This window comes from Ensifer sp. EB106-05-01-XG146 (assembly GCF_058791875.1).
Window position 1 is genome coordinate 894,101 of the sequence record NZ_JBYTDX010000001.1, and the last position, 13,103, is coordinate 907,203.

A 13,103-nucleotide genomic window follows, 5' to 3' on the forward strand; every position below is an offset into this window, starting at 1 on the left:
CCCATCGCGGAAGGGAGAGAAAGAGGCGCTCACCTTCGGGGAGCGCCTCTCCCAACAAGTCGGGTTCCGTCGAGTCAGAAGACTGACGGAGAGTCAGCCGTTCTTAGGAAACGACGTAGGGCAGCAGGCCGAGGAAGCGTGCACGCTTGATCGCCTGGGCGAGTTCGCGCTGCTTCTTCTGGGAAACGGCCGTGATGCGGGAAGGAACGATCTTGCCGCGCTCGGAAATGTAGCGCTGCAGAAGACGGATGTCCTTGTAGTCGATCCGCGGAGCGTTTGCGCCCGAGAAGGGGCAGGTCTTGCGGCGGCGGTGGAACGGGCGACGAACCGGAGCGGAAGAAACTTCAGCCATTGTCTTAATCTCCTAAAGCTTCTTGATTACGCACGGTCTTCGCGCGGACGGCGCGGGCGGTCTTCGCGGTCGCCACGGTCCGGACGCGGACCACGGTCGCCGAAGCCACGCTCCGGACGGTCGCCATCGCGGCGCGGACGGTCGTCGCGGTCGCGCTTCTGCATCATGGCAGACGCGCCTTCCTCGTGCTTCTCGACGGCGATCGTCATGTAGCGCAGGATGTCTTCGTTGATGCGCATCTGGCGCTCGATTTCGTGAACAGCCGCTGCCGGAGCATCGATGTCCATGAGAACGTAGTGAGCCTTGCGGTTCTTCTTGATGCGGTAGGTGAGGGACTTCAGGCCCCAGTTCTCGACGCGACCGACCTTACCGCCGTTTGCTTCGAGCACGCCCTTGTACTGCTCGACGAGACCGTCGACCTGCTGCGGCGTGATGTCCTGGCGGGCCAGGAATACGTGTTCATAAAGAGCCATTGTGGCTTGCCTTTCTTGCGTTAATCAGCCCGGACCTCGGCGGCTAAGCCTCAACGACTGTTCTTAGTGGCTGCAGGCAGCCGGCAAGAAAGTGTTGTATCGAGACGGTCGAGAGCGGAGACACGGGAGGCCGGAAAGACGTGCAATCCTAACGGCTCCCCTCGAGGAAGCCGGCCCTCCGTTCAGCCACCAGCCAGAAGACCGGGCATTTCGAACAGCGCGCTTATACGCATTTTTCCGCGGAAGGCAAGGCTTGCCGCGTCTTTTCCGCTTTCTACGCCAGCCCGTTCACCTTTTTCCATTTGCGCAGGCGGCCGTGGGCGTTGGCATAGGGAGAGGAAGTGTTGAACTGGATCATGCGTCCGAGCGTGAATTTTCCGTACCATGGCCGCCCGTAAAGCGTCTGCTCGTCGCGATCCCTGATGAGTACCTCGAGCGTCTCCTTGCTGCGCCTCAGTCTGGCGACAAGCTCGCCCGGCGAAAGAGCGTGGAAGTCCGCATAGAATTTCTGCGCAAGCCGTCCGAGTTCGTTCCATTGATAGCCCGTCTCGGGGAAGTCGACCAGCTCGCCGCGCTGATCGCGATCGATCCATTTGATCACCAGTTCGCCCCAGCCGATGAGGTAGGCGACGAGGTCGCCGACGCTCATCATCGTGCCCTTGGCGTGGCCTTCTAGCGACGGTTCGCGGTAGCGCTCGTCAGGAACCCGTTCCAGCTCGCGCATCAGCCTGGCGAACTGGACGTCGATCGCCGCAAGCAGTTCCGCTTTCGTCTGGGGTACCGGCATCGGCGATCTGGTCTCACGCTCAGATCGGCATCGGGTAGATCCGGTGCAGCCGCCGGATCCCGTTCACGATGTCCTGCGACAGCGTAAGGTCGACGGCGCCAAGGTTGGTCTTCAACTGCTCCATCGAGGTCGCGCCGATGATGACGGAAGCCATGAACGGCCGCGCCAGGCAGAAGGCGATGGCCATCTGCGCCGGATCGAGGCCGTGCTCGCGTGCCAGTTTGACATAGCCTTCGACGGCCGGTTCCTGGTGCGGCGTGAAGCGGCCGCCGAGATCGCCGTTGATCGAAAGTCGCGAGCCCTTCGGCTTCGCGCCATCGAGGTACTTGCCGCTTAAGAGGCCGGCGGCGAGCGGCGAATAGGCGAGCAGGCCCACGTCTTCGTGGTGCGACAGCTCCGACAGGTCGAGGTCGTAGGCGCGGTAAAGCAGGTTGTATTCGTTCTGGATCGAGGCGACGCGCGGCAGGCTATGACGCTCTGCCATGTCGATGAACTTCATCGCGCCCCAGGCCGTTTCGTTGGAGAGGCCGATGGCGCGGACCTTGCCGGCCTTCACGAGGTCGCCGAGCTTGTCGAGGATTGCCCGGAGGTCACTCGCGACATGATCCTTGTCCTGCTTGGACGGGTCATAGGACCAGGCGTTGCGGAAATGGTAGTGGCCGCGGTTCGGCCAATGAAGCTGATAAAGGTCCACATAATCTGTCTTCAGCCGCTTGAGGCTGGCGTCGATCGCCTGGTCGATGCCCTCGGGTGTCGTCGGGTTGCCGTTGCGGATATAGGGGCGGCCGGGGCCGGCGACCTTGGTCGCAACGACGACCTCATCGCGCCGGCCGCGCCTGGCCAGCCATTCGCCGATGAAGCGTTCCGTGTCGCCATAGGTCTCCGGCGAAAGCGGGGTCGTGGGGTAGAGTTCGGCCGTGTCGATGAGGTTGACGCCCTTTTCGAAGGCGTAATCCAGTTGCTCGTGCGCCTCGGCGATGGAGTTCTGTGAACCCCAGGTCATGGTGCCCAGGCAGATTTCCGAGACCTTGATGCCGGTGCGGCCAAGCGTGTTGTAGCGCATCTAGATAAGTATCCTTGTGAAGGGCGGCGCCGACCTGGGAGGGAAGGGGCGCTGGCACCGGGAATGGAGCGGTCGCCTCGACCCTGGTGATCGGGTAGGGCAGAGCGACATCGGGCGGCAAACTTACGCCTTGATTGTTGAAGATCAAGGGCAAAAGGCCTCGTCGGCCGTGTCCGTGCCGGCCTCCAAGCTTGACTCGTCGGTAAGGAATGTGAATGGAGAGGAAGCCGGAGATGTATGGTTTCTGCCTGCATCCCGCTCTAACTCATAAGAACCGATCACTAGGATTTCGTGTCGCGCCGACCCGAAATCCTAGTGATCTAGGGAAGGGACGATCCCATGAGCATTGCATTCACGTTTCCAGGCCAGGGCAGCCAGGCTGTCGGCATGGGCAAGGATCTGGCCGACGCTTTTCCGGAAGCGGCAGCCGTCTTTGCCGAAGTCGATGAAGCACTCGGCCAGAAGCTGTCCGAGATCATGTGGAACGGCCCCGAGGAAACACTGACGCTGACTGCGAACGCCCAGCCGGCGCTGATGGCCGTATCTATGGCCGTCATTCGCGTGCTCGAAGCCAAGGGCCTCGACCTCAAGTCCAAGGTTTCCTTCGTCGCCGGCCATTCGCTCGGCGAATACTCGGCGCTCTGTGCCGCCGGTACCTTCTCCATTGCCGACACGGCGCGTCTCCTGCGCATCCGCGGCAACGCCATGCAGGCGGCGGTTCCCGTCGGCAAGGGCGCAATGGCGGCGATCATCGGCCTTGAACATGCGGATGTCGAAGCCGTCTGCCGCGAAGCCTCCGCGCTCGGTTCCTGCCAGATCGCCAACGACAATGGTGGCGGCCAGCTGGTGATTTCCGGCGAGAAGGCTGCCGTCGAGAAGGCCGCAGCACTCGCTTCCGAAAAGGGCGCCAAGCGCGCTCTGATGCTGCCGGTCTCTGCCCCCTTCCATTCCGCGCTGATGGCGCCGGCTGCCGACGCGATGCGCGAGGCGCTGGCCAAGGTCGAGAAGCGTAATCCGGTGGTGCCTGTCATCGCCAACGTGCTCGCCGCCCCGGTCAGCGATTCCGACGAGATCGCCCGGCTGCTGGTCGAGCAGGTCACCGGCCAGGTCCGCTGGCGCGAGACGGTCGAATGGTTTGCCGCCAACAATGTCACGACGCTTTATGAACTCGGCTCCGGCAAGGTCCTGACCGGGCTTGCCCGCCGCATCGACAAGACCGTCAACGGTATCGCCGTCAATACGCCCGCCGATATCGACGCAGCACTCGCCGCCTTGCTCGCCTGAGCGAACGCCTAGGCGCTCCAGTTATAAGGAATCAAAGAGATGTTTGATCTTTCCGGCCGCAAGGCTCTCGTTACCGGTGCATCCGGTGGTATCGGCGAAGAAATCGCCCGCATGCTGCACGCCCAGGGCGCGACCGTCGGTCTGCACGGCACCCGCGTCGAAAAGCTGGAAGCGCTTGCCAACGAACTTGGCGATCGCGTGCAACTCTTCCCGGCAAACCTTTCCGACCGCGCCGAAGTCAAGGCGCTCGGCGAGAAGGCCGAAGCCGAGCTTGGCGGCGTCGACATCCTCGTCAACAATGCCGGCATCACCAAGGACGGTCTCTTCGTGCGCATGAGCGACGAGGACTGGGATGCCGTTCTCGAAGTGAACCTGACGGCCGTGTTCCGCCTGACGCGCGAACTCACCCATCCGATGATGCGTCGCCGTTTCGGCCGCATCGTCAACATCACCTCCATCGTCGGCGTCACCGGCAACCCCGGCCAGGCGAACTACTGCGCCTCCAAGGCCGGCATGATCGGCTTCTCCAAGTCGCTGGCCCAGGAAATCGCGACGCGCAACGTCACGGTCAACTGCGTGGCTCCGGGCTTCATCGAAAGCGCGATGACCGGCAAGCTCAACGACAAGCAGAAGGACGCGATCATGGGCGCGATCCCGATGAAGCGGATGGGCACCGGCGCTGAAATCGCTTCGGCGGTCGTTTACCTCGCTTCCAACGAAGCGGGCTACGTCACCGGCCAGACAATTCACGTCAATGGCGGCATGGCCATGATCTGATCCGGTTTCCGGGATGGGCCGCCCGCCGAGATTGTGCGGTGGGCGATCTTCAACGTCCCGGGACGCCGCCTGCCAAATGCCTGAAATTCAATGTTGAGCAAGCGAATGACAGGCATTTTCGGACTTTGCGACAGCGTTAAACCGTGTTAATCGGGCCATGACTGTTAGCAGTCGACCGGTCCCGCCAGGTGCCCGGCAGCCTTGGCTGCCTTGGGTTTGCCGCAGTTCCGGTTGGATGGATTGCCGGGTGGGCCGTCTTGGTCTATCAGGCTTACAGAAGAGTACCGGTGCCGGAATAGGCGCCTACAGAAACGAAGGTCGAGGAACTCCGACATGAGCGATATCGCAGAACGCGTAAAGAAAATTGTTATTGATCATCTTGGCGTCGACGCCGAAAAGGTCAGCGAAGGCGCAAGCTTCATCGACGACCTCGGCGCGGACTCGCTCGACACCGTCGAACTGGTCATGGCTTTCGAAGAAGAATTCGGCGTTGAAATCCCGGACGACGCTGCTGACTCGATCCTGACTGTCGGCGACGCCGTCAAGTTCATCGAAAAGGCTCAGGCCTAATACCTTAAAGCGGCTTCGGCCGTGGACGGGCCGCCTAAAGCGGCCCGTTTCAGCCCAGGGAAGTGGGCTATCCCGCGCTGAGCGGGGATTTCGATCAGCAAGCGTTTCCCGCATATCCCTCTGATCGTGAATAAGAACCTTAAAATGGATGCCCGGATCGGGTTCGTTACACGTGGTCCGATCCGGCTCTGAAATGGAAAAGTCAGGGTGGGTCGCGGACTATGAGACGTGTCGTTATCACCGGTACCGGCATGGTATCTCCCTTGGGTTGCGGAACTGAGGCGACGTGGGCGCGCCTGCTTGCCGGGCACAATGCCGCGCGCAAGGTGACCGAATTCGAGGTCGAGGACCTTCCTGCCAAGATTGCCTGCCGCATTCCCTTCGGCGACGGCACCGATGCTACCTTCAATGCCGACGACTGGATGGAGCCGAAGGAGCAGCGCAAGGTCGATCCGTTCATCGTCTACGCGATGGCAGCGGCCGACATGGCGCTGGCCGATGCCGGCTGGAAGCCGGAGAACGATGAAGACCAGATCGCGACCGGCGTGCTGATCGGTTCGGGCATCGGCGGTCTCGAAGGCATCGTCGAAGGCGGCTACACGCTGCGCGACAAGGGCCCCCGCCGCATCTCACCGTTCTTCATTCCCGGCCGGCTCATCAATCTTGCCTCGGGCCAGGTGTCGATCCGCCACAAGCTGCGCGGTCCGAACCACTCTGTCGTCACCGCCTGTTCGACCGGCGCGCATGCGATCGGCGACGCGAGCCGCCTGATCGCGCTCGGCGATGCCGACGTCATGGTGGCCGGTGGTGCGGAATCGCCGATCTGCCGGATTTCGCTCGCCGGCTTTGCCGCCTGCAAGGCGCTATCGACCCAGCACAATGACGATCCGCAGAAGGCCTCGCGCCCCTACGATATCGACCGTGATGGTTTCGTCATGGGCGAGGGCGCCGGCGTCGTCATCCTCGAAGAGCTCGAGCATGCCAAGGCCCGTGGCGCCAAGATCTATGCGGAAGTCGTCGGCTACGGCCTTTCGGGCGATGCGTTTCACATCACCGCTCCGTCGGAAGATGGCGACGGTGCCTATCGCTGCATGCAGATGGCGCTGAAGCGAGCCGGCCTGACGGCTGCCGATATCGACTACATCAACGCCCACGGCACCTCCACCATGGCCGACACGATCGAGCTTGGCGCCGTCGAGCGCCTGGTCGGCGAACACGCGTCGAAGATCTCGATGTCCTCGACCAAGTCGGCCATCGGCCACCTGCTCGGCGCTGCCGGCGCGGTGGAAGCGATCTTCTCGGCGCTGGCGATCCGCGACAACATTGCGCCGCCGACGCTGAACCTCGACAATCCGTCGATCGAGACGAAGATCGACCTCGTGCCGCATGTCGCGCGCAAGCGCGAAATCAACGTGGCGCTCTCGAATTCCTTCGGCTTCGGCGGCACCAACGCCTCGTTGGTCCTGCGCCGCTACACCGGCGCCTGATCGCGCGCCTGGAGCGTCGCTTGAGCCAATTGTCGCGCCGACCGTCAAAGGCGGCGCGATGATCCAGCTTTTGCCGTATTGCTCGCTACAAGCATGTGGTGGGAGGAGGCGTCGTCGCGGAAGACGGCGCTCGCCGACCGCGATGTTCGCGCAAGGCAAATCTGTCAGATTGCCCTTCAGTCATTGCCTGGAATTGCGGTTTGCCGGGTTTTTGCCGCGGGCCGTGGTTCCGGATTAAAGTGTCGGTCGTCCGCCGCGTTCTCTTGAACGGACGGTGATTCGACACATTTCTGTGGTTCTTCGGTGAGATTGCACCGACTGCGGATTTTTGAGTAACTGCGGACGTCGGCCTTCTGGGCGGCACCGTTTTATAAATTTGACCTATGCCTGCCACGGTCCAGTCCGAAATTCGCACCGGAAGCAGGAAGAGAATGAGGCCGCGAATTTCGGGTTCGGGATAATCGTGAGCGACTCAAACGATAACGGCGCGGCGCAATTTGGCCGCAGTGAAAACGCGAGCAACGGACCGATCATTCCGAAATCGGCAAACGAGGCCCTGCGTCCGGAAAAAGTGCCGCAACCGCCGAAACGATCGCGCAAGGCCCGCAGCCAGGTCGTGATCTTCCTGAACTTTGTCATGACCGTCATTGTCTTTGCAGCGCTCGCCGCTGCCGGCACGGTCTATTATGCGATGCACCAGTACGAAAAGCCGGGTCCGCTGCAGGCGAACCAGAACTTCATCGTCCGGGGCGGCGCCGGCATGAGCGAGATCGCCAGCGGGCTCGAGCGCGGCAACATCATCACCGATGCGCGCGTTTTCCGTTTCGTTTCCGAAGCCTACCTCGACAACGAGACGCTGAAGGCCGGCGAATATGAGATCAAGGCCGGCTCGTCGATGCAGGAGGTCATGCAGCTCCTGAAGTCGGGCAAGTCGATCCTCTACTCCGTCTCCCTGCCGGAAGGCCTGACCGTCAAGCAGATGTTCCACAGGCTGGCCGACGATCCAGTGCTCGTCGGCGACCTGCCGACGGAGCTGCCGCCGGAAGGCACCCTGATGCCGGACACCTACAAGTTCACGCGCGGCACCAAGCGCGGCGAGATCGTTCAGCAGATGGCCGCAGCCCAGAAGGTGCTGGTCGGCCAGATATGGGAAAAGCGCGATCCCAACCTGCCGGTGTCGACGGTTGAGGAGCTCGTGACGCTTGCCTCGATCGTGGAGAAGGAAACCGGTCGCGCCGACGAGCGTCCGCGCGTCGCCTCCGTCTTCATCAACCGGCTCGACAAGGGCATGCGGCTGCAATCCGACCCGACGATCATCTATGGCATCTTCGGCGGTGACGGTAAGCCGGCCGACCGGCCGATCCTGAAGTCGGACATCGACAAGCAGACGCCTTACAACACCTATATCATCAAGGGGCTGCCGCCGACGCCGATCGCCAATCCTGGTCGTGCAGCGCTGGAAGCGGTCGCCAATCCGTCGCGCACGCCTGAGCTTTACTTCGTTGCCGATGGCACGGGCGGCCACGTCTTTGCCGAGACGCTCGACGAGCACAATGCCAATGTCCGCCGCTGGCGCAAGGTCGAGGCAGAGCGGGCGGCAGAAGCGGCGAAGGCTGCGGCTGACGCGGGCACCGCCGAGCCGGCAGCCACGCAGCCGCAATAACGCCGGCTGCTGGCGGCGCATAGCCGCGCAGCGGTGCTTGCATTGTGGACGGACGAATCACGGCGCGGATATCCCTTGCGGGATGCCGCGCCGTCGCCTTATTGCTTCTGCTGAAACCGCAACGGAGGTGATGATGCCGCTCCAATCGATGACCGGCTTTGCCCGGAGAGAAGGCAGCAGCGGCCGCCGTCGTTGGGCCTGGGAGCTGCGCTCCGTCAACGGCAAGGGCCTGGACCTCAGGCTGCGCCTGCCGCAGGGGCTCGAGCGCTTCGAGCCCGAGGTGCGCAAGCTCGCAGCGGAGTATTTTTCCCGCGGCAATCTTCAGATCGGCCTCTCCGTCAGCGGCGGCGAGGCGGCCGTCGAGGCCGTGGTCAACCAGGCAGCCTTGACGGCGGTGCTGAACCTGCGCGGCCAGCTCGGTGATCTCGTCGATCCCGCGCCGCTCCGGTTCGACACGCTTCTCTCGATCCGCGGCATCGTCGACTTCCGCGAGCCGGAAGAAAGCGAAGAAGAGCGTGCGGCGCTCGATGCCGGTATCCTGGCAGGTCTGGCGGGTGCGCTCGCCGATTTGCGCGCGATGCGAGCAGACGAGGGCGCGGCACTCTGTCAGATCCTGCTGGGACAGGTCGAGACGATCGAGCGGCTGACGGCGACGGTCGAGTCCGACCCGTCACGTAGCGCCGCTGCGATTGCCGATCGGCTGGCGCAACAGGTAGCTCTGGTGATGGACAACGGCTCGTCGCTCGACCGGGACCGGCTCCACGCCGAAGTCGCTTTGCTCGCCACCAAGGCGGATCTTCGCGAGGAGATCGACCGGCTTGGTTCCCACATCGTTGCCGCCCGGGAGCTTCTGTCGAAGGGCGGTCCCGTCGGGCGCAAGCTCGATTTCCTCGCACAGGAATTTAACCGAGAATCGAATACGATCTGTTCCAAGTCCAACGCGGCCGCTGTGTCTGCCGCCGGCATCGAGCTGAAGGTCGTCATCGACCAGTTCCGCGAACAGGTCCAGAATCTGGAGTAAGGTATGAACCCGGCGACCCCTTCGCCCATCAAGATCGCCCGTCGTGGGCTGATGCTCGTCATTTCCTCGCCGTCGGGCGCAGGCAAGTCGACCATTGCGCGCAACCTCCTGGAAGCCGATCCGGAGATGAGCATTTCGGTCAGCGTGACGACGCGTCAGCGGCGACCAAGCGAGATCGATGGACGGCACTATCACTTCAAGTCGATCCGCGAGTTCGAGGCGCTGAGGTCCACCGACTCGCTGCTCGAATGGGCGGAGGTGCACGGCAACTTCTACGGCACGCCGCGAGATGCGGTCGAGGCGGCCATGGCCGCGGGCCGGGACATGCTGTTCGATATCGACTGGCAGGGCGCTCAGCAGCTCCAGGAGAAGATGGCGGGCGACGTCGTCTCGATCTTCATCCTGCCGCCGTCAATGGCTGAACTGCAGTCACGCCTGCATCGTCGCGCCGAAGACAGCGAAGAGGTGATCGCCACGCGCCTTGCCAACTCGCGCGCCGAGATCGAGCACTGGCGGGAGTATGATTACATCGTGCTCAACGACGACCTCGACCGCGCCTTTGCATCCGTGCGTGCGATCGTCGAGGCCGAACGCCTGCGCCGCGACCGGCGCCCCGGCCTGTTCGATTTCGTCAACGGGCTGCTGACCGAAAACCCGTTCTAAGGCTTCAAAAGAAATGGCTCCGTGAGGAGCCATTTTTGATTCACGCTATTTGTAGCGCGCGCCTTGCGATCCATATGCCCGCTCAGAGGCAGTTGGCCAGGCGACAGAACTCTTCCACCGAAAGTGTTTCGGCGCGTCGCTGCGGGTCGATATCGGCCTTGGCAAGCAGCGCCTCGCCACCGAGTGGCTTCAGGCTCTGCCGCAGCATCTTGCGGCGCTGGCCGAAGGCTGCATGCGTCACTTTCTCGAGCGCCGCGACCGAGCAGGGGATCGGGTTTTCCACCGGCTCCAGATGGACCACGGACGACGTCACCTTCGGTGGTGGCGTAAAGGCCTGCGGCGGCACGTCGAATGCCATCCGCGCCTTTGTGCGCCAACCACAGAGCACGCCGAGGCGGCCATAATGGTCGTCATCCGCGTCGGCGACGATCCTCAGGCCCACTTCGCGCTGGAACATCAGCGTCAGCGACTGCCAGAAGGGCGGCCAGCGCTCGGGCAGCAGCCAGTTAACGAGTAACTGAGTGCCGACATTGTAGGGCAGGTTGGCGATGATCTTGACCGGCCCATCGTCGGCAAGCGTCTCGAACGACGTCTTCAAAGCATCGCCTTCGATGACCTGTAGCCGATCGGGATAATGCGCGCCGATTTCGGCAAGTGCCGGCAGGCAGCGCGCGTCCCGCTCAATCGCAATGACCTTCTTGGCACCGAGCGCGAGGATGGCGCGGGTGAGGCCTCCCGGTCCGGGGCCGACCTCGATGACCGTTGCCCCTTCGAGCGAACCGGCGGTCCGCGCGATCTTCTGCGTCAGGTTGAGATCGAGCAGGAAGTTCTGGCCGAGCGCCTTCTTGGCATCGAGGCCGTGACGCTGGATGACGTCGCGTAGCGGAGGAAGACCGTCAAGGGCGGCCATCAGCGGGTATCTCCTGGCATATTGGCCGCAAGCGATGCGGCAAGGTCGAGCGCGGCCCGAAGGCTGTCGTCGCGGGCGACGCCCTTGCCGGCAAGGCCGAAGGCCGTGCCGTGGTCGGGCGACGTGCGGATGAAGGGAAGACCGAGCGTGACGTTGACGCTATCGTCGAAGCCGAGCGCCTTGGCCGGGATCAGCGCCTGGTCGTGATACATGCAGATGGCCACGTCGTAGGTGGCGCGTGCGCGATCATGGAACATCGTATCTGCCGGCAGCGGGCCGACCGCATCGATACCCTCCGCACGCAGCCTGTCGATGACGGGCCGGATGACGGCGTCGTCCTCGAGACCGAGCGCACCGTTTTCGCCCGCATGCGGGTTCAGCCCGGCGATCGCGAGCCGTGGCTGTCGAAGTCCTAAACGATTGCGAAGGTCGGCCGCAGTAATCGCGCAGGTGCGGTAGATGAGGTCCGGCGTCAGTTGCTCCGGCACGTCCTTCAAGGGGATATGGATGGTGACGGGAACGGCGCGCAGCTTCGGTCCGGCCAGCATCATCACCGGCAGCACCGGCTGTCCCGTCGCCTTTTCGGCAAGATCGGCGAGATATTCGGTATGGCCCGGGAAGCGGAAGCCGGCGTCATAGAGAACCGCCTTGGCGATCGGGTTCGTGACCACGGCCGAGGCCTGTCCGGCGGTCACCAGTCGCACGGCCGTGTCGATCGCCCCGATCACGGCGCTGGCATTGACGGTGTCGGGCTCGCCGGCCTTGACCGGGGCAGGGCAGGCAAGCGGCAGGACCGGCAGCGCCGTGTCGAAGAGGGAGAGGGCGCCGGCGCAATCCGTCTCGCGGATGGACACCGTGTAGCCGAGCATCGAGGCGCGCGCGGCAAGGACTGCGGGGTCGCCGATGAAAAGGAAGGGGGCCGTCGCATGGTCGCGGCGGCCGAGCCAGGTCGAGAGGCTGATGTCCGGCCCGATACCGGCCGGGTCGCCCATGGTCAGGGCGAGAGGCCCGCCGGTAGTTTCGCGCATGTTTCCGTCGTGATTACTTGTTGACGATTTGCGCCTTCTTGCGCAGCTCCTCGAGGTACTTCTCGCTGTTCGGGTCTTCGCCACCGGCCTTCTTCTTGCCGATATCCTCGGCGCGGAAGACGATTTCGGCGGCGGTGTCGTCGTTGACCTCACGCTTCTTGCAGATCGCCAGGTACTCGACGCCCTTTTCTGTCACGCGGGTTCCGGTGGTGCCATTCTCGCCGGCCTTCTCGATCAGCGGCTTCCATTCGTCAGGCAGCTGCTGGGCAAGCATGCGGCCGAGGCTGCGGATCGACACGTCGCGATAGTTGGCGGCAAACACCTTCGAGGTTTCGCAGCCCGGGAACTGAGCGCGCGAGGCGTTGGCTTCCGCCTGCCGCTTCGCGGTGATCGCGCCGCGCTTCTTCTCGGGAATGACGAAGATCACCTGCTGCAGGAAATACTCGGTGGTCACCGGCTTCTGTCCGCCGCCTTCCATCATGCGCTTGACGAGGTCGGCGCCCTGGAGGCGGTTAGAGCTGCCGTAACGGAAGTTGACCGCACGCGGCCAGCTCATCTGCACGGCGATGAATTGCTTGAAATGTTCGGAGCCGACGCCGGCCTGATCGAGAATCTTGCCGAGCTGCTCGGTCGAAAGCTTGTTGCCCGAGGCGAAGCGCGCATAGGCGGCATCGACTTCCTGCGTGCTGACGGACTGGCCGATGCGTGCGATCTCGGCACGCTTGAGAACTTCGTCGACGAGTTGCTTCTTGGCTTCGTCGTTGCCGCCCTTCTGGCGCTGCAGGCGAAGGAAGGCCACGCGCTTGGCGATGTCGCCGGAGGTAATCACCGTGTTGTTGACCGTTACCTTGACCGTGCTCGCTGCTGCCTGAGCTCCGGAGCATATTGCAACGCTCAAGGTGCCGGCCAAAGCCAGTACCGACAGTGTCCTCAAGATCGACATTTTCCCGCCCATTCTCTTTTCCTATATCCCGGACTATCACCGTCGACAGGCTTTGTCCGCCTGCCGGCCTTGCGCCGTTGCC

14 protein-coding genes are annotated in these 13,103 nt (G+C 63.2%); 7 read left to right on the forward strand and 7 right to left on the reverse strand.

Going from position 1 to position 13,103, the window contains the following annotated elements:
* Positions 1-103 precede the first annotated feature (103 nt).
* From rpsR to AC3WVQ_RS04305, 4 genes are all read right to left on the reverse strand, one after another.
* Positions 104-352 carry a 30S ribosomal protein S18 gene (gene rpsR / locus AC3WVQ_RS04290; protein ID WP_025426448.1) on the reverse strand — a complete coding sequence of 83 codons (249 nt, stop codon included), beginning with the start codon at positions 350-352 and terminating at the stop codon, positions 104-106.
* A gap of 26 nt (positions 353-378) precedes the next feature.
* The gene (gene rpsF, locus AC3WVQ_RS04295; protein WP_034803973.1) at positions 379-825 is read right to left on the reverse strand and encodes a 30S ribosomal protein S6; all 447 of its coding nucleotides are present in this window, start codon (positions 823-825) and stop codon (positions 379-381) included.
* 274 nt (positions 826-1,099) lie between these two features.
* The gene (locus tag AC3WVQ_RS04300; RefSeq protein WP_090294609.1) at positions 1,100-1,612 is read right to left on the reverse strand and encodes a ClbS/DfsB family four-helix bundle protein; all 513 of its coding nucleotides are present in this window, start codon (positions 1,610-1,612) and stop codon (positions 1,100-1,102) included.
* Between the two features lie 19 nt (positions 1,613-1,631).
* Positions 1,632-2,675, reverse strand: a complete 1,044-nt coding sequence (locus tag AC3WVQ_RS04305) for an aldo/keto reductase (protein WP_090294607.1) — start codon at positions 2,673-2,675, stop codon at positions 1,632-1,634.
* Between the two features lie 339 nt (positions 2,676-3,014).
* On the opposite strand from AC3WVQ_RS04305, the gene fabD reads away from it, so the two are divergent.
* From fabD to gmk, 7 genes are all read left to right on the forward strand, one after another.
* A complete protein-coding gene (gene fabD, locus AC3WVQ_RS04310) occupies positions 3,015-3,959 on the forward strand; it encodes an ACP S-malonyltransferase (protein ID WP_089043928.1) in 945 nt (314 codons plus the stop codon).
* 39 nt (positions 3,960-3,998) lie between these two features.
* On the forward strand, positions 3,999-4,736 hold the full coding sequence (fabG, locus tag AC3WVQ_RS04315; RefSeq protein WP_034803959.1) for a 3-oxoacyl-[acyl-carrier-protein] reductase: 738 nt from the start codon (positions 3,999-4,001) through the stop codon (positions 4,734-4,736).
* Positions 4,737-5,069: 333 nt separating this feature from the next.
* The gene (locus AC3WVQ_RS04320; protein ID WP_003531676.1) at positions 5,070-5,306 is read left to right on the forward strand and encodes an acyl carrier protein; all 237 of its coding nucleotides are present in this window, start codon (positions 5,070-5,072) and stop codon (positions 5,304-5,306) included.
* Between the two features lie 221 nt (positions 5,307-5,527).
* Positions 5,528-6,793, forward strand: a complete 1,266-nt coding sequence (fabF, locus tag AC3WVQ_RS04325) for a beta-ketoacyl-ACP synthase II (protein ID WP_034803942.1) — start codon at positions 5,528-5,530, stop codon at positions 6,791-6,793.
* Positions 6,794-7,256: 463 nt separating this feature from the next.
* A complete protein-coding gene (mltG, locus tag AC3WVQ_RS04330) occupies positions 7,257-8,456 on the forward strand; it encodes an endolytic transglycosylase MltG (protein ID WP_034803938.1) in 1,200 nt (399 codons plus the stop codon).
* A gap of 133 nt (positions 8,457-8,589) precedes the next feature.
* Positions 8,590-9,477: a YicC/YloC family endoribonuclease gene (locus AC3WVQ_RS04335; RefSeq protein WP_090294799.1), complete on the forward strand. Its 888-nt coding sequence runs from the start codon at positions 8,590-8,592 to the stop codon at positions 9,475-9,477.
* A 3-nt stretch (positions 9,478-9,480) separates the two neighbouring features.
* The gene (gmk, locus tag AC3WVQ_RS04340; RefSeq protein WP_034803935.1) at positions 9,481-10,140 is read left to right on the forward strand and encodes a guanylate kinase; all 660 of its coding nucleotides are present in this window, start codon (positions 9,481-9,483) and stop codon (positions 10,138-10,140) included.
* 82 nt (positions 10,141-10,222) lie between these two features.
* On the opposite strand, the gene rsmA is transcribed toward gmk, so the two are convergent.
* From rsmA to AC3WVQ_RS04355, 3 genes are read right to left on the reverse strand one after another with little or no spacing between them, the layout of a single operon-like run.
* On the reverse strand, positions 10,223-11,050 hold the full coding sequence (rsmA, locus tag AC3WVQ_RS04345) for a 16S rRNA (adenine(1518)-N(6)/adenine(1519)-N(6))-dimethyltransferase RsmA (protein ID WP_089043930.1): 828 nt from the start codon (positions 11,048-11,050) through the stop codon (positions 10,223-10,225).
* Positions 11,050-12,078, reverse strand: coding sequence for a 4-hydroxythreonine-4-phosphate dehydrogenase PdxA (pdxA, locus tag AC3WVQ_RS04350; RefSeq protein ID WP_492382602.1), 1,029 nt, complete (start codon positions 12,076-12,078; stop codon positions 11,050-11,052). Before pdxA ends, rsmA begins: the two co-directional genes overlap by 1 nt.
* A gap of 13 nt (positions 12,079-12,091) precedes the next feature.
* Entirely contained in the window at positions 12,092-13,033 is a 942-nt protein-coding gene (locus AC3WVQ_RS04355) for a SurA N-terminal domain-containing protein (protein ID WP_034803927.1), read from the reverse strand.
* Positions 13,034-13,103 lie beyond the last annotated feature (70 nt).